Below are 20,497 nucleotides of genomic sequence, written 5' to 3' on the forward strand. Positions count from 1 at the left end.
GCCTGCTTCGTCTTATAATCGCCCCTGTAACATTTGGAGCGAACTGAATATGAAATTAAGTAAAATTGCCCTGGTGGGCGGTATGCTGGTCATGGCTATCGGCGGGATTGGCGGCGTAATGCTGGTAGGCTATATCGTCATCCTTCATGGCGCGTGATGTAACGTAACAGGCGCTCAAACAGGCGGTCGATCACCACTGCCGCCAGCGCGACCAGCAAAGCCCCTTGAATCACATAGGCGGTGTTAAAGCCGCTCAGCCCGATGATTATCGGCGAACCCAGGGTACTGGCACCGACGGTTGAGGCAATCGCTGCGGTACCGATATTAATGATTACCGAGGTGCGGACCCCCGCCAGAATCACCGGCGCGGCGAGAGGGAATTCTACTTTTCGCAGCATTTGCCAGCGGCTCATCCCGGCCCCCAACGCAATCTCTTTTGTCGATTCTGGCACCGCCCCCATTCCGGCCAACGTCCCCTGTAAAATCGGCAGCAGGCCGTACAGCACCAGCGCAATAATCGCAGGCTGTTGACCAAATCCCATCACCGGAACGGCAATTGCCAACACCGCGACGGGCGGAAAAGTTTGCCCAGCCGCCGCGATAGTCTCAACCAGTGAGCGAAATTCAAGCCCTGCCGGTCGAGTTACCGCAATTCCCAGCCCTACCCCAATCACAATGGCGACCAGACTGGAAATCCCCACCAGCATGAAGTGCTTTAGCGCCAGCGCTACAAAACTGTCTTGCTGATACAACGGCCTTTCAAGATCCGGGAAAAGCCAACTGAACAAAGGGCTGCTGTAGGGCATCACGACTAACAGCCCGATAAATAGCGCAATGAGCCATAACAAGGGATCACGGAGCAGACGCATTTTCACCTCGCATTTTTTCCCCCTGAACCAGATCGCTAAAATGCAAAACACCGGAAGGTTCGCCATGCTGATTCACCACCGGTAACTGCTCGCACTGGCGGAAGACAAATAACGACAACGCCTCGCGTAGACTTAATGTTTCACTGATGGGTTCGCCCGCCATTCGCTCCTCGACTCGCACGCGATCGGCGACCTGGCGAAGTGACAATAGCCGCACGCCAAGCTCGCTGCGACCAAAGAAATCACGCACGAAATCTGTCGCCGGGCGCGTTAATAGCTCCAGCGGCGTGCCTTGCTGAATCACCTGCCCGCTATCCATAAGTACAATTCGGTCGGCAAGCGTCAGTGCTTCATCGATATCGTGAGTAACCAACACAATTGTGCGCCCAAGAAGTTGATGGATGCGGATAATCTCTTGTTGCAGCGCGCCGCGTGTCACCGGATCAAGCGCACCAAAAGGCTCATCCATCAGCAACACTTCCGGATCGGCTGCCAGCGCACGCGCCACGCCGACTCGTTGCTGTTGCCCACCTGAAAGTTGATGCGGATAACGGTCGCGAAATTGCGCCGCCTCAAGCCCGAGCAGATGCAGTAATTCGTCAATTCGCGCACTGATTCGCGCTTTCGGCCATTTCAGCAATTGCGGTACGGTGGCGATATTTTGGGCCACGCTCCAGTGAGGAAACAGGCCGATTGACTGAATCGCATACCCCATGCGGCGGCGCAGGACTTTCGCGTCAAAGTTGCGGATCTCTTCTCCGGCAAAACGAATACGCCCGCTATCGTGTTCGATCAGGCGGTTTATCATTTTCAGCGTGGTGGATTTTCCGGAGCCAGAGGTGCCAATGAGCACAGTGAACTCCCCTTCCTTGATATTCAGCGACAAGTTACTGACTGCCGCCTTGCCCTGGAAAGACTTGCTGACATTCTCAAATTCAATCATGGCTGTTTTTCCTCAAGTAATGAGATAAACAGTTTAAAAAATGCATCCAGGATAACCGCCAGCGCAATCACCGGGATCACGCCGAGCAACACCAGGTCGAGCGCGCTACTGAGTAATCCCTGGAAGATAATCGCCCCGAAACCACCCGCACCAATCAGGGCCGCGATAACCGTCATACCAATGGTTTGTACGCACACGACGCGCAGGCTGCGTAATAAAACCGGCAGCGCGAGCGGCACTTCGGCCTGCCAGAACACCTGCCAACGCGACATCCCCATACCTTCAGCGCTTTCAATGATATTGCGCGGAACTTGCTGCAACCCTGACACCACGCCGCGTACCAGCGGCAACAACGCGTACAGCACTAGCGCGATCAACGCAGGCGCGACGCCAATCCCACTCACGCCCAGGGAGCCTAACCATGGAGCCAGTTTGACCAGTCCCGCCAGCGGTGCGATTAACAAACCGAACAGCGCCACCGAAGGCACCGTTTGAATCACATTGAGCACCGAAAATACAGATGATTGCCAGCCTGGGCGGTTGTAACACAGTACGCCCAAGGGCACGCCAATCGCCAATGCGGGCAATAACGTCCCCAATAGCAGAGCCAGATGACGAGACAGTGAGTCATTAAACACGTCCTGACGATTGGCGTACTCTTTTAGCAACGAGAGTGAATCAAAATACCCACTCACCAGCAGCGCCACCGGCACAATCCAGATTTGCAGATTCAGTAGCAAGCGCCAGAGTGCTTTAGGCGTCAGGCGGCTAATAGCATCGGCGCACAATAACAAGCAGAGCGTTAATGAAAGCCACAGCCCGCTGCCTGGAGACGTGCGTGCAAGCGTGCTGCCATGCGCGGCGAATTGCGATGCGGTACGCCCCATCACCAACAAGATGGCAATAAACAACAGTTCGCCCACCAGCAACGTCGACACCAGGGAGGTTGGCCGACACGGAAAGAGAGTAAGACATGCCAGAATGAAAACCGGAATGGAAAGAATCAACCAGGCATGGGCGGGGAGTTGGTTAAGCGCAATAGATTCCCCGGAAACCAGACGGTTGGGTGCAAAGTTGATAAACGGCAGTACCGCGCCCGCCACCACCAGTAAAATCACCAGCAGCAGCAGGACGCGGTTATGAATCTTTAGCAAACGCACATCCTGTCTATTTAACGAAACCTTTCTGTTTCAGGTAATCAGCAGCCACTTTCTTCGCATCCAGGCCGTCCACCGCAATGCTGGCATTAAGCTGTTGCAGGGTTTTCTCATCAAGCGAGGCAAAAACAGGTTTTAACCATTCGCCCATTTCCGGATACGCTTTCAGAACGCTTTCACGTACCACAGGCGTTGGGGCATAAATCGGCTGCACGCCTTTTGGGTCGCTCAGAGTTTGCAAACCGAGCGCGGCCACAGGTCCATCGGTACCGTAAGCCATGGCTGCATTGACACCCGAAGTTTGCTGCGCGGCAGCTTTAATGGTTACGGCAGTATCGCCCCCGGCCAGTGACAGCAATTGCGGCTGTTCGAGTTTAAAACCATAGGCTTTTTCAAAGGCAGGAAGTGCGTCGGAGCGCTCAATAAATTCAGCGGACGCCGCCAGTTTGAATTCACCGCCCTTTTTCAGATAAGCGCCGAGATCGTCAAGCGAGGTAAGTTTGTTTTTCTCAGCCAGGTCTTTGCGAACAGCGATGGTCCAGGTATTGTTCGCCGGAGCGGGGGTTAACCACACCAGATGATTTTTCTCAGCATCCAGTTTTTTGACTTTCTCATAGCCAAGTTGAGCGTTTTTCCAGGCAGGGTCGTTTTCATCTTTAAAGAAAAATGCCCCGTTACCGGTATATTCCGGGTAGATATCCAGTTCGCCCGCAGTAATGGCCCCGCGCACAACCGGAGTGGTCCCTAACTGGACTTTATTAACGGTTTTGACGCCGTGACTATCGAGCACCTGCAAAATAATATTACCGAGCAATGAACCTTCGGTATCGATTTTAGAACCCACTTTCACGGGTTCTGCTGCCTGCACTCCTGCGGCCAACAACACTAATCCCGCCACACCCCAACGCGCTGATAAATTCATTATGCTTCCTCGCTGTTGTTCTCTCTTAAAAATCATGGAGTCGCAAAAGTTTAGCCGAAAATTAAGTGGTTGTGGGCGCATGGGGGGCAGAATAAGAAAAGGGCCGGTAAGCCGGCCCTTTATTTGGAAAAAGGAAAAGTGGCTAGCGTGAACTAGTTCAGTTCAAACTCGCCCTGTTTCACGCGAGCTGAATCCAGCCCAATAAACACATTGAATTTGCCTGGTTCAGCAACATGCTTCATCTGCGCGTTCCAGAACTTCAGTGCTTCAACGTCAATCGGGAAACTTACCGTCTGAGTTTCACCCGGTTTCAGCGACACTTTCTTAAAGCCTTTCAGCTCTTTGACCGGACGACTCATTGAAGCGGTGACATCTCGCAGATACATCTGCACAACGGTTTCACCCTCGCGGTCGCCGGTGTTTTTCACTTCAACACTCGCTTCCACTTTGCCGTCAGCATTCATCGAAGGCGCAGACATTTTCACATCAGAAACGGTGAATGTGGTGTAGCTCAGGCCATAACCGAATGGGAACAGCGGGCCGTTAGCTTCGTCGAAATAACGGGAAGTGTATTTGTTCGGTTTCTCCGGATTGTACGGACGCCCGGTATTTAAGTGGCTGTAGTACGTTGGGATCTGTCCGACAGAACGCGGGAAGGACATCGGCAATTTGCCTGAAGGGTTGTAATCGCCAAACAAGATATCAGCAACAGCGTTACCGCCTTCGGTGCCGCTATACCAGGCTTCCAGCAGTGCATCAGCCTGTTGATTTTCTTTGACCAGTGCCAGTGGGCGACCATTCATTAATACCAGAACTAACGGTTTGCCGGTCGCTTTCAGCGCGGCAATTAAATCGCGCTGGCTTTGCGGCAGGACGAGGTCGGTACGGCTGGAGGCTTCGTGCGCCATACCTTGCGCCTCGCCCACTACGGCAACCACCACATCAGCTGATTTCGCAGTGTTGACAGCTTCGTCAATCATCGCTTGGGCAGAACGGCTGTCGACACTCACCGCCGGCTCGTACTGGTTCAGGAATGCCACAATGTCTTTTTCGTCGGTGACGTTAGCGCCTTTGGCGACCACGATCTTAGCGTTGTCACCCACCGCATTTTTGATGCCCTGCAACACGGTAATGGTTTGATCGGCCACACCCGCAGCAGACCAGCTTCCCATCATGTCGCGTTTGCTATCGGCCAGCGGCCCCACCACGGCAATAGTGCCCGATTTTTTCAGCGGCAAGGTTTGCAGGCGGTTTTTCAGCAGAACCATACTTTCGCGTGCCACTTCACGAGCTTCTTTACGATGCAGGCGGCTTTCAGCGTTAGTATCTTCCGGGTCAGACTCTTTCGGCCCTAAGTGGCTGTAGGGATCATTAAACAGACCCATATCATATTTCACGTTCAGCACGTGACGCGTTGCGTCATCGAGTTCCGCCATCGGCACCGCGCCACTTTTCACAAGCTCAGGCAAGTATTTGCTGTAGTACTCATCGCTCATACTCATGTTGATGCCGGAATTCAGTGCGACACGCACCGCATCTTTCGGATCACTCGCCACACCGTGCTTGATCAGTTCTTTGATTGCACCGTGGTCAGAAATGGTGATGCCTTTGAATTTCCACTCATCGCGCAGCAAATCTTTGAGCAACCAGGTATCCGACGATGCCGGTGTACCGTTCAGCGAGTTCAGCGCCACCATTACGCCACCGCTGCCCGCATCAAGCGCAGCTTTGTATGGCGGCATATAGTCGTTGAACAAGCGTTGGGTGCTCATATCCACGGTGTTGTACTCTTTGCCACCTTCGACCGCGCCATAGGCTGCGAAGTGTTTGACGCTGGTCATCACCGAGTAGCGTTCTGCCGGGCTTTTGCCTTGCATCGCTTCCACCATGGTGCGCCCCATGATTGAAGTCAGATAAGTATCTTCACCAAATCCTTCAGACACACGGCCCCAGCGCGGGTCGCGGGAAACGTCAACCATCGGTGCCCACGTCATGTTCAGGCCATCGTCTGCGGCTTCATAAGCAGAAACGCGCCCTACCGTTTTCACGGCATCCAGATTAAAGGATGAGGCTAAACCCAGGCTTATCGGGAACACGGTACGTTGACCATGCACGACATCGTAGGCGAAGAATAATGGAATGTGCAGACGGCTCAGGCTCATCACCTGGTCCTGCATGGCACGGATATCGTGGCGGGTTACGGTGTTGAAAATCGCCCCAACCTGCCCGTCTTTGATCATCTCGCGAATGGCTTCTTTCGGGTTATCCGGCCCGACGCTGATTAACCGCAGTTGACCGATTTTCTCGTCAGTGGTCATTTGTTTCAGCAAATCGGTGACGAAGGCGTCACGTGCTTCTGGCGTTAACGGGTGCGGGCCAAACATTTCAGACGCTACCGCAGGTTGCAGCGCAAGGCTAACTGCGAAACTTACAGAACAGAGCCATTTCATCGACATTACTCTCTTGCTCAAGCCGCCACCCAGGGCAGCACGAAGTGTTAAGAGATGCAGTGTGCCACAACGTCATGTCGGTAAGAAGAGCGAGTCTGATGTTATATGCTGATTTTTCGAGCGTTTCGGAAGATTCATTACCCATTTTCAGGCTATGCTTGAAGACTTCACTATTTTCACAAGGAGTGGATAGATGTCTAACCCGTTTATTAATGAGCTAAGCCGCCTGGTGGGCAGTCAACATGTGCTAACCGATGCGGCAAAAACGGCACGTTATCGTAAAGGCTTCCGCTCCGGCCAGGGCGATGCGCTGGCGGTCGTTTTCCCCGGTACTTTGCTTGAGTTATGGCGAGTGCTGAGCGCGTGTGTCAGCACCGACAAAATCATTCTGATGCAGGCGGCTAATACCGGTTTAACCGAAGGCTCAACCCCAAATGGCAACGATTACGATCGTGAAATTGTCATCATCAGCACGCTGCGTCTGGATAAATTACAGTTGTTGGATGGTGGAAAGCAGGTACTCGCGTTTCCCGGCAGCACACTCTATCAACTGGAAAAAGCGCTTAAACCCCTTGGACGTGAGCCGCACTCCGTTATCGGTTCGTCTTGTATTGGGGCTTCGGTCATTGGCGGGATTTGTAATAACTCCGGCGGCTCCCTGGTAAAACGTGGGCCAGCCTATACAGAGATGGCGCTGTATGCGCGTATTGATGAGCAAGGCAAATTAACCCTGGTGAACCATCTGGGAATCGACCTCGGTGCCACACCGGAGCAAATTCTCGGCAAGCTCGATGACGAGCGAGTGAAGCCAGAAAATGTGCTGCACGACCAGCGCCAGGCATCAGATAAAGACTATGCCGAGCGCGTGCGCAACGTTGATGCGGACACGCCATCACGCTTTAATGCTGATCCAAGCCGCCTATTTGAAGCCTCTGGCTGTGCCGGGAAACTCGCCGTCTTTGCTGTACGCCTCGACACCTTTGTTGCCGAAAAGCAAAACGAAGTGTTTTACATCGGCACCAACAAACCTGAAGTCCTGACCGAAATCCGCCGCCATATCCTGGCAAATTTTGAAAACCTGCCCGTCGCGGGCGAATACATGCACCGGGATATTTACGATATTGCCGAGGTGTATGGAAAAGACACGTTCATGATGATCGATAAACTCGGTACCGACAAACTGCCGATGTTCTTCACCCTGAAGGGCCGGACGGATGCGTGGCTTGAAAAAGTCCCGTTCGTTAAGCCTCACTTCACCGATCGTGTTTTACAGCGCCTGAGTCGCTGGACTCCGGGCCATTTACCGCCGCGTATGAAAGAGTGGCGTGGAAAATACGAACATCATCTGTTGTTGAAGATGTCCGGTGAAGGGATTGCTGAAGCACGCAACTGGCTGGAAAGTTATTTCCAGCAGGCGGAAGGTGGCTTTTTCGTCTGTACGCCAACGGAAGGGGCGAAAGCATTTTTACACCGCTTCGCCGCAGCGGGTGCCGCGATACGTTATCACGCGGTACATGCTAACGAAGTCGAAGATATCCTGGCGTTGGATATCGCTCTGCGTCGTAACGACCAGGAGTGGTTTGAGCATTTACCGCCGGAAATCAGCAGCCAGATAAGCCATAGCTTGTATTACGGCCACTTCATGTGCCATGTCTTCCATCAGGATTACATTGTGAAGAAAGGGGTTGATGTTCATGCGTTGAAAGAGCAGATGCTCGAGCTGCTTCGCGCGCGCGGGGCGCAGTATCCGGCTGAACATAACGTCGGGCATTTGTATGAAGCGCCAGACAGCTTAAAACAGTTTTATCAGGCCAATGACCCGACTAACAGCATGAACCCAGGCATTGGTAAAACCACCAAGCATAAATGGTGGGAGGAAAAGGACTGTAACCATACGCATCACCACGGCCCTCATTAAGTTATGCCGCCAAATAACAGGATTGAGTTGTTGCTCGCTTGTTTTTTGTACTAGATTAAGATGCGACACAAAGTGGTGTGACCACATGCCACTTTACTATCTTGCGTACAGGAGCCAGAGATGTCAGTGCTCGAAACCGTGCCGAGTGTACGATTACACGTTCGTGATGCCACCGCCGACGACATTCCCGCCATCGCTGCCATTTATGAATGGCATGTCCTGCATGGCCGCAGTTCTTTCGAGGAAGTCCCGCCCACACTTGCTCAAATGGCCGAACGTCTTACTGCGGTTCATGTCCAGCAGCTTCCATGGTTGGTCGCGGTGTACAGCGGAATTGTAGTGGGTTTTAGCTATGCGACGCCCTATCGCTCACGTTCAGCGTACCGTTTTACCGTTGAAGACTCGGTTTATATTGACGCCAGTATGACGGGAAAAGGCGTAGGGCGAGAGCTATTAAGCACGCTGATTACCCGCTGCGAACAGGGCCCGTGGCGGCAAATGGTGGCAGTGATCGGCGATGGTGAGAACAATTCAGGTTCGTGTCGTCTGCACAAACAGCTCGGTTTCGAAGTGGCTGGGCAACTTCGCAATGTGGGATTCAAGCTGGGTGGCTGGCGAGATACCTTGATTATGCAGCGCCCGCTCAATGATGGAGACAGGACGCTGCCGTAATACCCTTCATACTTCAAGTTGCAGGGTTGTTGGCTGCTCTCTCAATTGCCGCCTTGCTGCAACTCGAATTATTTAGGGTATTTATCGCTAGTCGTCTATTGCATTGCCTTGATGACTGTTATTTGCCATCTGTGCAGATTTTTGCTTTTTATACGCCAGAGCCGATGAAGGAACAGGCGTCACCTTGCCCGTCTCCATCCAGTTACGTAAACGGTTTGCATCGGCAAAGTGGGTATATTTCCCGAAGGCATCCAGCACCACCAGCGCCACCGGGCGGCTGTTAATCATGGTACGCATGACCAGGCAATGCCCTGCGTTGTTGGTAAAGCCCGTTTTGGTGAGCTGAATATCCCATTTGTTGTTATAAACCAAATGGTTGGTATTGCGGAACGGCAGCGTATAGGCCGGATTAGCAAAGGTCGCCATATCTTCTTTCGTCGTGCTCAACTGGCCAAGCAGCGGATATTGCCGGGAAGCAATCAGCAGTTTGGATAAGTCACGCGCGGTGGAAACGTTTTGAATCGACAACCCGGTTGGTTCAACGTAACGGGTGTGTGTCATGCCCAGGGATTTGGCTTTTGCATTCATTGCGCGAATAAATGCGTTATACCCGCCAGGATAATGATGAGCCAGACTTGCAGCCGCACGGTTTTCTGACGACATTAACGCCAGCAACATCATGTCTTTACGGTTAATCTTACTGTTCAAACGTACGCGCGAATAAACACCTTTCATTTCCGGTGTCTGGCTGATATCGACACTCAGCATTTCATCCATCGGCAGGTTCGCATCCAGAACCACCATCGCTGTCATCAATTTGGTTATCGAGGCAATGGGGCGCACCAGATCGGGATGGCTGGAATACAAAATTTTATTGGTTTGCAGATCGACGATCATGGCACTGCCGGAAGCGATTTCTTGCCCGGCACTAACCTGTTGTACAGTGGCTTTTGTCGCAGCCTGAGAAGCGAATGGAACGGCAATCATCAGCGCGAGGCTGAGCAACGAGAGACGAATTTTTGTCGGCATGGTGACACTTCTGTAATGATTCAGGTATGTGATGTGTCCATCGAATCTGTTCACAGCACGTATGAATAGAGCGAGGCGCCAGCATAATACTCTGACGCCCCGGAGAACTACCACAATTGAATCGTAATTGTTTTATACCCTTCAAAACAGCCGGTATCCATAACCCCACAAAATGACACTCATGGCTAAAAGCACTTCAAGAACCAGTACACCAATGGCGAGCGTGGAGCTTGAAAAGCTCATCCCCTCTTCTTTATTGATACCCAGGAACTCAGGCACACCGACGTACAGCAAATAGCCGGTGTAAATCAGCGCAATAGCACCAACTAAAACACATAACCACACCAGTGGATACAGTGCCACAAGGCCGCTTAGAAACAGCGGAGTCGCAACATATCCGGCAAACACCATACAACGCGCCAATGACGGACGATGAGGATAGTTACGAGCCATCCACCAAATGACACGTCCCATCACGGCAACACCAGCCAACATCAGTGCATAAAACAGTACGCCTAAATAGAATCCGGTAAACATCGACAATTTAACGAAGGTACCATCACCAAAATTCCAGCCAATTTGGGTTGTGCCAATAAACGCACAGATAACCGGAATGGCCGCCATGATTAACACATGGTGCGTGTAGTGATGTGTTACCGTTTCGTTCTCGCGTTTTATGTTCTGCATTTCACGATTAGGATGGGAAAAAAGCCCCCAGACATGACTCATAACGCCTCCTGAGATGCCAAAAAAAATCGATTAAGCACAGATAAAGTATAATGCACAACGGCTGGATTGTTTTTTAATCAGTTATAAATTGGAGTGACCAGATTCACTATGGATATCAATAATCTCATCGCGCATTACGGTTATGCCGCTCTGATTCTGGGCAGCATGGCTGAAGGGGAAACGGTGACGCTGTTGGGTGGCATTGCTGCACACCAGGGGTTGCTGAAGTATCCGCTGGTGGTGCTGTCTGTCGCACTGGGCGGAATGATTGGCGACCAACTGCTGTACCTGATTGGCAGACGTTTTCGCGGCTCCATTCCAGAACGTTTTAATAAGCACAAAAAGAAAATCACCAAAGCCCAGGATCTGATCAACCGCCATCCCTATTGGTTTGTCATTGGATCGCGCTTTATGTACGGCTTTCGGGTGATAAGCCCTATTTTGATTGGCGCCAGTCACCTGCCTCCCAAAATCTTTCTCCCCCTCAACATTGTAGGCGCACTACTTTGGGCAACCATTTTCACCACCCTGGGGTATTTGGGCGGTGAAGTTGTTGGCCCATGGCTACATAACCTGGACCAACATATTAAGCACTGGATTTGGCTGGTAGGCGTGGTTGCGGTGGTGTGGCTGGTGCGGTACTGGTTTAAACGCCGGGAGAGCGATAAATAAGCTCACCCTTTCGGCTTAAAATGCGGGTTGGCGAACATAAAACCGCCGTCGACGATAAACGATTGTCCGGTGGTATAGCTGGCGCTATCAGAACACAACCATGCGACAAGGCTCGCAATTTCTTCAGTTTCCCCCGCCCGACCTAAGGGGATCTCAGGGATTCTGCTTTTGCTTCCGTCACCTTCACTCATGTTATTCATCGGCGTGGCAATGGCTCCAGGCGCGACGGCATTAACCAGAATTTTATGCTGTACCAACTCCATCGCCATTGATTTGGTTAACCCGCCCAACGCATGTTTCGCTGCGGTGTAGGCGCACGCTTCAGGCAGCGGGGTGTGCTCGTGAACCGACGTGATATTAACAATTCTGCCGCCACTGCCCTGGGCAATCATGGCGCGCGCCACCTTCTGCGAACAGACAAATGCGCCATCAACATCCACGGTGAACAGCTCACGCCACTCCTCCAGCGTGACATCCAGGAAAGGATTTTTGCTCATTGCCCCGGCGTTATTCACCAGCGCGTCCACGCGCCCGAAACGGCAAATCAATTCATCAATCCCCACCGCACCGTCAGGAAGATGGGCTAAATCGAGTTGCACTGTCTCAGCACGACGACCAAAACCGCCGACTAATCGTGCCGTTTCTTGTGCGCCCTGCTCATCCGAATGCCAGGTGATGCCGATATCGAACCCCTGCTGGGCCAATATCAGCGCACATTTTTTGCCAATACCCGAATCCGACGCCGTGACGATAGCCACTTTGTTAGCCGTTCTCATCCCTCCACTCCTCTTCATACTTCAAGCTGCATCTAATTATAGGAGGTGGCGAGAATCCCGTACGTTACGCTTTACCGGCCTGATAACCGCCGCCTAATGCGGAGATTAACTGCACATCGGCGTTAAGCCATTGGCCGTGAAGCTGGATGGCGTGTGCCTGTTCTGACAAATCCGGCAATGTCGCCGCACTCATCCGCGCACCGGAAATAATTCCTGCATGGTACTTTGCCTGCGCCAGGGCTTTGAGCTTTTGCGTACCCTGCATGATGGTAAGTTGATGCTCGTTTTCCGCCGCAACCGCATTCAGTTGGCTGGCCGCTTTCTCGACATCGTTAACTGCGCCAACCACCGCCTTGTTGTAGCTGGCAATCGACAAGTTGCTTTGCGCACGCACGATATCGAGATTGGCGTTCAGGCGTCCGCTGTCAAAAATAGGTAGCGTGAAGCCCCCGATGACGCCCATTTGCTGTGCTGAACCACGGAACAAATCGCTCAGATGTAACGCATCATTTTGCAAAAAGGCACTCAGGTTTACATCGGGATAAAACGCCGCTTTGGCAGCATCGACGCTGCTGAGAGAGGATTCGATGTACCAGTGTGCTTCCTGAAGATCAGGACGACGGGCCAGCAGTTCATAACCCATATGATCTGGCGCACGGCTACTCACCTTAGGCAACGGTACAGGTTTTATCGTCGAGGCTGCATGCGCATCCCCGGTTATCGCAGCAAGCTGCGCTTTAGCGATGTTGATGCGCCCGTCGATATCATCAATCTGTTGCTGAGTTTTCACGAAATCGATATTGGATTCTACGTCGTCAGTCGACGAGTTAATTCCCTCTGCGTACAGACTGGTTTCGACATCAACGATTTTTTTCTGTGCCGCCAGCGTTTGTTGCTTCACATCTTTTAACGCCAACAGCGTTTGCATATCCCAATACAGACGCACGACATTGGTAGAAATGACCTGTTTCGCCTGCGCAAGCTCGGCCTGCTTCGCTCGAATAACGCCGACTTTCGCTTCCACTTCTGCGCGATTCTTGCCCCACAAATCCAGATCCCAACTGGCTGTCAGTCCAAAATTGCCGTTGGTGTAGTACGGCCCTGTGGTGCCTGCCGCGGGATCAGTCAGAGCAAACGGCCCCATCACCCCTTCCTGGGACATTTTCTGGCGCTCGAGATTGGCTGAGAAATCCATTTGCGGGCCATCGTTAGCTTCCTGCATCTGTGTTTGCGCTTGTGCAAGCTTGATACGCTGCTGCACCACAGCGAGATCCGGCGAATCTTTAAGCGAACGTTCCACCAGACGGTCTATTTGGCTGTCGTGATAACCTCGCCACCAGTCGCTGCCCGGCCAGCCATGCGCCAGTTCCGGAGGAAGCTGGGTTTCGAGTTGTTGTGGAGGCGTTTTTTGTGCAAGAGGTGCATCGTCATTGTGCATGGGTGCGCAGCCGGATAAAGCCAGCATTAACGCAACGCCAGTCGCCGCGAGAGGGAAACGTGAGGAAGTCATAAATAGCCATAGAGTATAAGAAAGCGCTCAGATTACGCATTCAGGCACTGAAACTTTTAGGTATCAGTGGTAATACACCAATGGTTAATAAGGGATACAATTTGAAATTAGTTCCAACGGTAATTATAAGCGTCAAATAAATAATCATAGGTAAATATAATCATGATAATGATAGGTCACTTTCACCCGTAACGTTCTTTAATTAAACTGCCCACGTTACCGGAAATGTACAGGAGTGCTAATGACACAAAATATCTATGATAACCCGGCTTTTTTTGAAGGTTACGCCACCCTTGACCGCTCAATTAAAGGATTGGATGGCGCACCAGAATGGGCAGCCATTCAGTCACTGTTACCTGAACTTCGCGGCAAGAAGATCGTTGATTTAGGCTGTGGCTATGGTTGGTTTTGCCGCTATGCGCGCGACCAGGGTGCAGCACAGGTTGTAGGTCTGGATGTCTCAGTAAAAATGCTGGATAAGGCACGTGAGATGACCGCGGGCACCGGCATTGTTTATCGTCGTGAAGATCTCGAACGGTTAGATCTTGATGCGCAAAGCGTTGATCTGTTTTACAGCTCACTGGCGCTGCATTATCTGGAAAATATAGACACATTATTTGCCACCCTTTACCAGTCTCTGGTTCCTGGGGGCAGGTTAGTTTTTTCAGCGGAACATCCGATTTACACCGCGCCGTTGCAACAGGGATGGCTTGCCGATCAGTCCGGGCAAAAATCCTGGCCGGTTAATCATTATCAGCAAGAAGGCGAGCGCATCAGTAACTGGTTTTCTGACGGCGTGAAGAAGCAGCATCGCAAACTTTCGAGCTGGCTTAACGCGTTGATTGCCAGCGGCTTTGTTATCGAAAAACTCGATGAATGGGGGCCTAGTGCGGAGCAAATTGCGCAAAACCCTGCGCTTGCTGAAGAAAAAGAACGCCCGATGATTTTCCTGCTTGCGGCGCGCAAACCGCTCATCTGATTACCTTCAATTTGTCTTAATTTCCGTTCACGGGGAGGCTTCTCCCCGCGCTTCCCGTCATCCTTGCCTATACTCATTAAACACTAGCCATTCACCAGGGAACCTCGATGAAAATTATTCTTTGGGCAGTTTTAATTATCTTTATTATTGGCTTACTGGTCGTGACAGGCGTGTTTAAGATGATTTTCTAGTCACAAAAGGTGCCACTCCTGTGGCACCTTTTTGATTTTCCCTTCTGCACAATCACTTTTGAGTTTGCCTTCATTTTGCCCGCATAACGCAGTTCAACTTGCAGACACTCTGCGCGAAGCTTTATTATCACTCCAATTGATTGGAGACATAATGACTATCAAAGAAAGTGATTTCCGCAAAATCGACCTCAATTTGTTGATTGCCTTTGCGGTGTTATTTCGCGAACAAAGCGTGTCGTTGGCGGCGGATAAACTGCATCTTGGTCAGCCTGCAGTGAGCGGGTCACTCGCCCGCTTGCGGGAAATGTTTGACGATCCGTTGTTTATTCGCAGCGGTCACCGCATGCAGCCTACCGCGCGAGCAACAGAACTGCACACCGAGCTGATGCCACTGCTTGAGCAGTTGCAAAGCGCACTGTTCCAGCAGGCAGATTTCAATCCCGCCAACGCCAAAGCGACGGTCACTATCGGTATGACCGATTGGGTGGAAATGTGGCTGATGCCGCGTCTGGTGCCTGCATTGCGTGAACATGCTCCCGGCGTGCGTTTGAATGTGGTTTCAAGCGACCCGTTTACCGATGCGCAGCGTCTGGAAGGGGGTGACCTGGATATGGCAATCAGCGTGGCAAATCAGTCAGCACGCTGGATGGAACGCGAATTATTGGCGTCGATGCCGTTTGTTACGCTCTGGCACCCCGCGCAGTTACAGCTCGATACCCCGCTGTCTGTTGAGGTTTATGCTGCACAACAACACGTGTTGGTCAGTTACCGTGAAGCCGCCAGCAGTCATATCGATACGCTGTTAGCGAAACAAGGTCTGAAGCGGGAAATTAGCTACACCACGCCGCATTTTTCCGCGCTGCCCGGTCTGCTTAGCAAAATGCCAACGCTTGCAACGGTGCCGCAGGGTTTATGTGAAAACTGGCAGCAAATATGGGGGTTACAGAGCAGCCCCGTCCCGCTGGAGATGGCCCCGTTTGACGTGGCGCTGCTGTGGCATCAGCGCCATAACAGTGATGCGGCGCTGATGTGGGTTCGCGGATTTATCAAGCGGTTAGTGGGGTAATTGCCCCCTCATCCCAGCCTTCTCCCCAGGGAGAAGGGGAAAGCCATACCGATTCTCTCCTGGATGAAAGGGGAAAACAGGATAATACCCTCTCCTGGGGGAGAAGGGGAAAAACAGGACAATCCCCTCTCCTGGGGGAGAGGGTTAGGGTGAGGGCGTCCGGACTAAAAACTCAGCGCTTCAAACTCCCGCCGTTGGTCGCAATCACGTCTTTATACCAGTTGAAACTTTTCTTACGCGAACGCGCAAGCGTGCCGTTGCCCTGATCATCACGATCCACATAGATAAAACCATAGCGCTTCGACAGTTCCGCTTTTGACGCGCTCACCAGGTCAATCGGCCCCCAGCAGGTGTAGCCCAGCACGTCGACTCCATCTTCAATCGCTTCGCCAACTTGTACTAAGTGATCGTTAAGATAGCTAATGCGGTAGTCGTCATGCACCGTACCGTCAGCCTCAAGCTTGTCTTTCGCCCCTAAACCGTTTTCAACAATAAACAGCGGTTTCTGATAACGATCCCAAAGCTTATTGAGCAAAATGCGCAAGCCAACAGGGTCAATTTGCCAGCCCCATTCGGAACTCGCCAGATGAGGATTTGGCACCATGTTCAGAATGTTGCCGCGAGCTTTAGCATTGAGCTCTTCATCCGAGGTGACGCAGCCGGTCATGTAATAGCTGAACGAGATAAAATCAATGGTCGATTTCAGCGCGTCGCGGTCGCTATCTGAGATCTCAAGCTTAATGTCATGGTCACGGAAATAACGCAGCATATAGCCCGGATAGCTGCCACGGCACTGCACATCACCAAAGAACAACCAGTTACGGTTTTCCTGCATGGTTTGCAGCACGTCTTCCGGCTTACAGCTCAGCGGATATACCAGGCCACCCAGCAGCATGTTGCCAATTCGGGCATCAGGAATGATTTCATGGCAGGCTTTTACCGCCAACGCACTCGCCACGAGTTGATGATGAATCGCCTGGTAAATCTCAGCTTCGTTGCTCGTATACGGCAGCCCAACACCGGTCATCGGCGCATGCAGTGACATATTAATTTCGTTGAAGGTCAGCCACAGTTTCACTTTGTTTTGGAAACGGGTGAAAACACTACGTGCATAGCGCTCAAAGAATGTGATGACTTCGCGGTTACCCCAGCCGCCGTAGTTTTTCACCAGACCCCATGGCATTTCGTAGTGAGAGAGCGTCACCATCGGCGTGATGTTATGTTTTGCCAGCTCATCAAACAGGCGGTCGTAGTAAGCCAGCCCCGCTTCATTTGGCTGGGTTTCATCACCCTGTGGGAAAATGCGCGTCCAGGCGATGGAAACACGCAGGCAGCTAAAACCCATTTCCGCAAACAGCGCGATGTCTTCCGGGTAGCGGTGATAAAAATCGATAGCCGTGTCTTTGATGCCAAAATCACCCGGCTTACGCTCGACTACGTCACCGAACACGCCATGTGGTTGAACATCGGACGTTGAAATCCCCTTCCCATCTTCACGCCATGCGCCTTCTACCTGATTTGCGGCAATCGCACCGCCCCACAGAAATTTCTCAGGAAATGCTTTCATCTACTTCTCCTTGGTTTAGCGGCTTACCGTCAGGAACGGCGCACCCGAATCAATTGAGAGATCGTTTGTCATGCGCGTCACCGCGCGGTACTCATCGCTGTTACTGATAATCACAGGCGTTGCCAGATCGTAACCCGCATCGATAATGGCCTGCCGGTCGAACTCAATCAGCAGATCACCCGGCTTAATTTTGTCGCCCACTTTTACGTGAGCAGTAAAGAATTGCCCGTCCAGCTTCACGGTATCAATGCCGATATGTATCAACATTTCTATGCCGCTATCGCTGAGCAATCCAATGGCATGGCGTGTCTGGAATAGCGAGGCGACTTCACCATGGAACGGTGCGATAACCTTTCCAGTCAGCGGGATAATCGCCGCCCCGTCCCCCAGTAAACCGCTGGCAAAGGTGGAATCTGGCACCTGATCCATCGCCAGCACCGTCCCGCTCATCGGGGAGAGAATGTCGTTTTCAGCGACCTGCGCAATGACGGGCACATCGGTTTCGGTGCGTGGCAAACCGGCAACCCAGGTCAGCGCACAAGCAATAATGAGCGCGAGAACAGTCCCGATAACCGCACCCCAGACGCTGGCATCCACGCCCCCGGGAGGGATCATTTGTGCAAGGGTAAAGATATTGGCAAAACCAAACGAATAGACGTTGCTGTGGCTAAATCCAACAATTGCGCCACCAATTCCTCCAGCGATACAGCCGAAAATAAACGGGCGACGATGAGGCAGCGTGACGCCATAAACCGCAGGTTCGGTAATGCCGAAGATACCGGCGCTGACGGCCGAGCCCGCCAGCATTTTCAAACGGGTATCACGTGTGCGCAGGAAAATCCCGAGGCACGCGCCAACCTGCCCCATAATCGCCGGTAGCAGCAGCGGCAACAGCGTGTCGTGTCCAAAAACGGAAAGATTGTTGATCATCAACGGCACCATGCCCCAATGCAGGCCGAAGATAACGCACACCTGCCAAATGGCCCCCATCACCCCACCCGCAAGCCACGGTGCAAAGGCATAGATTGCTTCATAACCGTGAGCCAGCAACTGGCTTAACCAGGTTGCCGCCGGGCCGATCAGTAGAAAGGTCAACGGCACAGTAATCGCCAGGCAAAATAGTGGGGTGAAGAAATTGCGTATCGCAGACGGCAGTACTTTGTTGCTGCCTTTTTCTATCCAGCAACTGACCCAGGCGGCGAATAAAATCGGGATTACTGATGAGCTGTAGTTGATAAAGGTAATGGGGATGCCCAGGAAGTGTTCTGTGACCGCCCCCGCCTGGTTAGCCGCATCAAATGCCTGTAGCACCACCGGATGGGTTAACGCTCCACCAATCGCCATGGTAATAAATGGGTTACCGCCAAATTTCTTACCGGCGGTGTAACCCAGTGCCAGAGGGAAGAAGTAAAACAGCGCGTCACTGGCGGCAAACCACAGCTTATAGGTGCCGGTATCGGTAGATAGCCAGCCGAAAACCACGGCCATGGCCAGCAAGCCTTTGAGGATACCGGAAGCAGCCATGACACCAATAAACGGCGTGAACACGGCCGAAACAAGATCAATCAAGCGACTAAGAATACTGACCTTTTCAGTAGAAACGTGCGATGGCTGGTCGCTATCTTCGGTAATGCCAGCTTCGGCGCGCACCTCGTTGTAAACATCATTAACGTGATTGCCAATCACCACCTGGAATTGACCGCCACTTTCCACAACCATAATCACGCCAGGATTTTTTTTGAGCGCCTCGGCATCTGCCTGTTTCGAGTCTTTGAGCTTAAAACGCAAGCGCGTGGCGCAATGGACCAGGCTTGCGATATTCTCCCGCCCACCGATATGGGTCAGAATATCTCTCGCAACTTCTTGATATCCCATAATTGTTTCCTTTCACTTTTCAGCGTATGTGTCTGAGTAATAATCAAAAAAAAACCTGAGTCCAGCTTCCCGCGAGGGAAGCCAGAGCTCAGGTTTTGCCTGCCGAAGCAGTAACAATCCTTTTATCTTTCGTAATTCGAGCCGCAGATGCGTTGACTGCGACGCGAATTATTTTGGATGTTTATTTCAATCAATACCCAAATAATTGACGTTGTATCAAGGCGGCAAACTCGGGAATCCCCAGGAGCTTACTTGAGTAAGTGACTGGGGTGAGTGAGTGCAGCCAACGCAGAGACAACTTCAAGTATGACGGGTATTTAAACTGTCTTTACGCACCCGCTCTATGTGTATCGCGAGAAACATAATTTCTTCAGTGGTCAATTCGCGCTGATATTCAGCCACCAAATGACGGTTTAACTTTTCCGCACAACGCCACGCCAGTGGATAATTGTCTCTCACTGCGACATGCAGCGTGGCGTCATCATCAGCCACAACGTTACGGTTAAGCATGCGTTGGGCGAAAAATTTCAGATGCGTGACAAACCGCTGGTAGCTCAAACTGTCTTCGTCATATTCCAGCGTTAACTGGTACTTCACGATGTGCAGGATTTCCTGCATCACGCGGGTGACGTGCATCACTTCAGGCATTTCACTGTTCAGCTGCGCGGTAACCAGATGCAGTGCGATAAACCCCGCTTCATCTTCCGTCAGTTGCACATCCAGCCGTTTTTCAATGATGGTCAATGCTTCCTGGCCGAGCAAAAACTCTTTGGGGTAGAGGCGCTTAATTTCCCACAACAGCACATTGCGGATAGCGACGCCTTTTTTTTGCCGCTCGATAGCAAAGTGGCAATGGTCCGTCAGCGTGATGTAAAGGCTATCCTGTAATTTACCCAGTCGCTGGCGAGAAAGCTCAATAATACGGTCGCAGGTCGTCATCACTTCCAGCGGGATTTGGCTTAATAACTCACCTAAACGCGCCACCAGTTCATCGCTTTGCAGAGCAAAAACTTTCTCAATTTTGTCCTGTTCGAGCAGCGTACCCACTTGTTTCTGAAAGGCCAGCCCGCGCCCCATCACAACTTGCTCACGCCCGTTTTCGTCCAGAATCACCACTACGTTGTTATTGAGTATCTTGGCGATCTTCATCTGTACCCCAGAAACAAAAAAAC

19 protein-coding genes are annotated in these 20,497 nt (G+C 51.9%); 7 read left to right on the plus strand and 12 right to left on the minus strand.

Going from position 1 to position 20,497, the window contains the following annotated elements:
- Window positions 1–49 precede the first annotated feature (49 nt).
- Window positions 50–157, plus strand: coding sequence for a membrane protein (locus BSPA111_RS22670; protein ID WP_034494204.1), 108 nt, complete (start codon window positions 50–52; stop codon window positions 155–157).
- Here the strand turns inward: BSPA111_RS22670 and BSPA111_RS09925 are convergent.
- The 5 genes from BSPA111_RS09925 to bglX form a co-directional block, all read right to left on the minus strand.
- Window positions 138–869: an ABC transporter permease gene (locus BSPA111_RS09925; protein ID WP_183271007.1), complete on the minus strand. Its 732-nt coding sequence runs from the start codon at window positions 867–869 to the stop codon at window positions 138–140. The two genes, BSPA111_RS22670 and BSPA111_RS09925, sit on opposite strands and share 20 nt — an antisense overlap.
- Window positions 853–1,812: an ABC transporter ATP-binding protein gene (locus BSPA111_RS09930; protein WP_183271008.1), complete on the minus strand. Its 960-nt coding sequence runs from the start codon at window positions 1,810–1,812 to the stop codon at window positions 853–855. Before BSPA111_RS09930 ends, BSPA111_RS09925 begins: the two co-directional genes overlap by 17 nt.
- Window positions 1,809–2,966 carry an ABC transporter permease gene (locus BSPA111_RS09935; RefSeq protein WP_304502622.1) on the minus strand — a complete coding sequence of 386 codons (1,158 nt, stop codon included), beginning with the start codon at window positions 2,964–2,966 and terminating at the stop codon, window positions 1,809–1,811. Before BSPA111_RS09935 ends, BSPA111_RS09930 begins: the two co-directional genes overlap by 4 nt.
- A 13-nt stretch (window positions 2,967–2,979) precedes the next feature.
- Window positions 2,980–3,891 (minus strand): ABC transporter substrate-binding protein, encoded by a 912-nt coding sequence (locus BSPA111_RS09940; protein WP_183271010.1) that lies wholly within the window; start codon window positions 3,889–3,891, stop codon window positions 2,980–2,982.
- Window positions 3,892–4,043: 152 nt separating this feature from the next.
- A complete protein-coding gene (bglX, locus tag BSPA111_RS09945; protein ID WP_183271429.1) occupies window positions 4,044–6,341 on the minus strand; it encodes a beta-glucosidase BglX in 2,298 nt (765 codons plus the stop codon).
- A gap of 193 nt (window positions 6,342–6,534) precedes the next feature.
- Here bglX and dld point away from each other — a divergent pair, with 193 nt between their 5' ends.
- Window positions 6,535–8,259, plus strand: a complete 1,725-nt coding sequence (gene dld, locus BSPA111_RS09950; protein ID WP_183271011.1) for a D-lactate dehydrogenase — start codon at window positions 6,535–6,537, stop codon at window positions 8,257–8,259.
- A gap of 120 nt (window positions 8,260–8,379) precedes the next feature.
- Window positions 8,380–8,931, plus strand: coding sequence for a GNAT family N-acetyltransferase (locus BSPA111_RS09955; protein WP_183271012.1), 552 nt, complete (start codon window positions 8,380–8,382; stop codon window positions 8,929–8,931).
- 87 nt (window positions 8,932–9,018) lie between these two features.
- Here BSPA111_RS09955 and pbpG read toward each other — a convergent pair whose 3' ends face one another.
- Together pbpG and BSPA111_RS09965 are read right to left on the minus strand one after the other, a co-directional pair.
- Window positions 9,019–9,960, minus strand: a complete 942-nt coding sequence (pbpG, locus tag BSPA111_RS09960) for a D-alanyl-D-alanine endopeptidase (RefSeq protein WP_183271013.1) — start codon at window positions 9,958–9,960, stop codon at window positions 9,019–9,021.
- A 141-nt stretch (window positions 9,961–10,101) separates the two neighbouring features.
- Window positions 10,102–10,689, minus strand: coding sequence for a Yip1 family protein (locus BSPA111_RS09965; RefSeq protein WP_183271014.1), 588 nt, complete (start codon window positions 10,687–10,689; stop codon window positions 10,102–10,104).
- 108 nt (window positions 10,690–10,797) lie between these two features.
- Here BSPA111_RS09965 and BSPA111_RS09970 point away from each other — a divergent pair, with 108 nt between their 5' ends.
- Window positions 10,798–11,361, plus strand: a complete 564-nt coding sequence (locus BSPA111_RS09970) for a DedA family protein (protein WP_183271015.1) — start codon at window positions 10,798–10,800, stop codon at window positions 11,359–11,361.
- 2 nt (window positions 11,362–11,363) lie between these two features.
- On the opposite strand, the gene BSPA111_RS09975 is transcribed toward BSPA111_RS09970, so the two are convergent.
- Both BSPA111_RS09975 and mdtQ read right to left on the minus strand, forming a co-directional pair.
- Window positions 11,364–12,137 carry an SDR family oxidoreductase gene (locus tag BSPA111_RS09975; protein ID WP_183271016.1) on the minus strand — a complete coding sequence of 258 codons (774 nt, stop codon included), beginning with the start codon at window positions 12,135–12,137 and terminating at the stop codon, window positions 11,364–11,366.
- Window positions 12,138–12,201: 64 nt separating this feature from the next.
- Window positions 12,202–13,647, minus strand: coding sequence for a multidrug resistance outer membrane protein MdtQ (gene mdtQ, locus BSPA111_RS09980; protein WP_183271017.1), 1,446 nt, complete (start codon window positions 13,645–13,647; stop codon window positions 12,202–12,204).
- Between the two features lie 241 nt (window positions 13,648–13,888).
- Between mdtQ and BSPA111_RS09985 the strand changes: the two genes are divergently transcribed.
- From BSPA111_RS09985 to BSPA111_RS09995, 3 genes are all read left to right on the plus strand, one after another.
- The gene (locus BSPA111_RS09985) at window positions 13,889–14,626 is read left to right on the plus strand and encodes a bifunctional 2-polyprenyl-6-hydroxyphenol methylase/3-demethylubiquinol 3-O-methyltransferase UbiG (RefSeq protein ID WP_183271018.1); all 738 of its coding nucleotides are present in this window, start codon (window positions 13,889–13,891) and stop codon (window positions 14,624–14,626) included.
- A gap of 107 nt (window positions 14,627–14,733) precedes the next feature.
- Entirely contained in the window at window positions 14,734–14,817 is an 84-nt protein-coding gene (yohP, locus tag BSPA111_RS09990) for a small membrane protein YohP (RefSeq protein ID WP_072009412.1), read from the plus strand.
- A 151-nt stretch (window positions 14,818–14,968) separates the two neighbouring features.
- Window positions 14,969–15,883, plus strand: a complete 915-nt coding sequence (locus BSPA111_RS09995) for a LysR family transcriptional regulator (protein ID WP_183271019.1) — start codon at window positions 14,969–14,971, stop codon at window positions 15,881–15,883.
- A gap of 172 nt (window positions 15,884–16,055) precedes the next feature.
- On the opposite strand, the gene BSPA111_RS10000 is transcribed toward BSPA111_RS09995, so the two are convergent.
- From BSPA111_RS10000 to licT, 3 genes are all read right to left on the minus strand, one after another.
- A complete protein-coding gene (locus BSPA111_RS10000; protein ID WP_183271020.1) occupies window positions 16,056–17,450 on the minus strand; it encodes a glycoside hydrolase family 1 protein in 1,395 nt (464 codons plus the stop codon).
- 15 nt (window positions 17,451–17,465) lie between these two features.
- Window positions 17,466–19,325 (minus strand): PTS beta-glucoside transporter subunit IIABC, encoded by a 1,860-nt coding sequence (bglF, locus tag BSPA111_RS10005; RefSeq protein WP_183271021.1) that lies wholly within the window; start codon window positions 19,323–19,325, stop codon window positions 17,466–17,468.
- Window positions 19,326–19,625: 300 nt separating this feature from the next.
- Window positions 19,626–20,474, minus strand: a complete 849-nt coding sequence (gene licT / locus BSPA111_RS10010; RefSeq protein ID WP_183271022.1) for a BglG family transcription antiterminator LicT — start codon at window positions 20,472–20,474, stop codon at window positions 19,626–19,628.
- Window positions 20,475–20,497: the final 23 nt, after the last annotated feature.

Source organism: Buttiauxella sp. A111 (genome assembly GCF_014189855.1).
In the GTDB taxonomy this organism is placed as follows: Bacteria; Pseudomonadota; Gammaproteobacteria; order Enterobacterales; family Enterobacteriaceae; genus Buttiauxella; species Buttiauxella selenatireducens.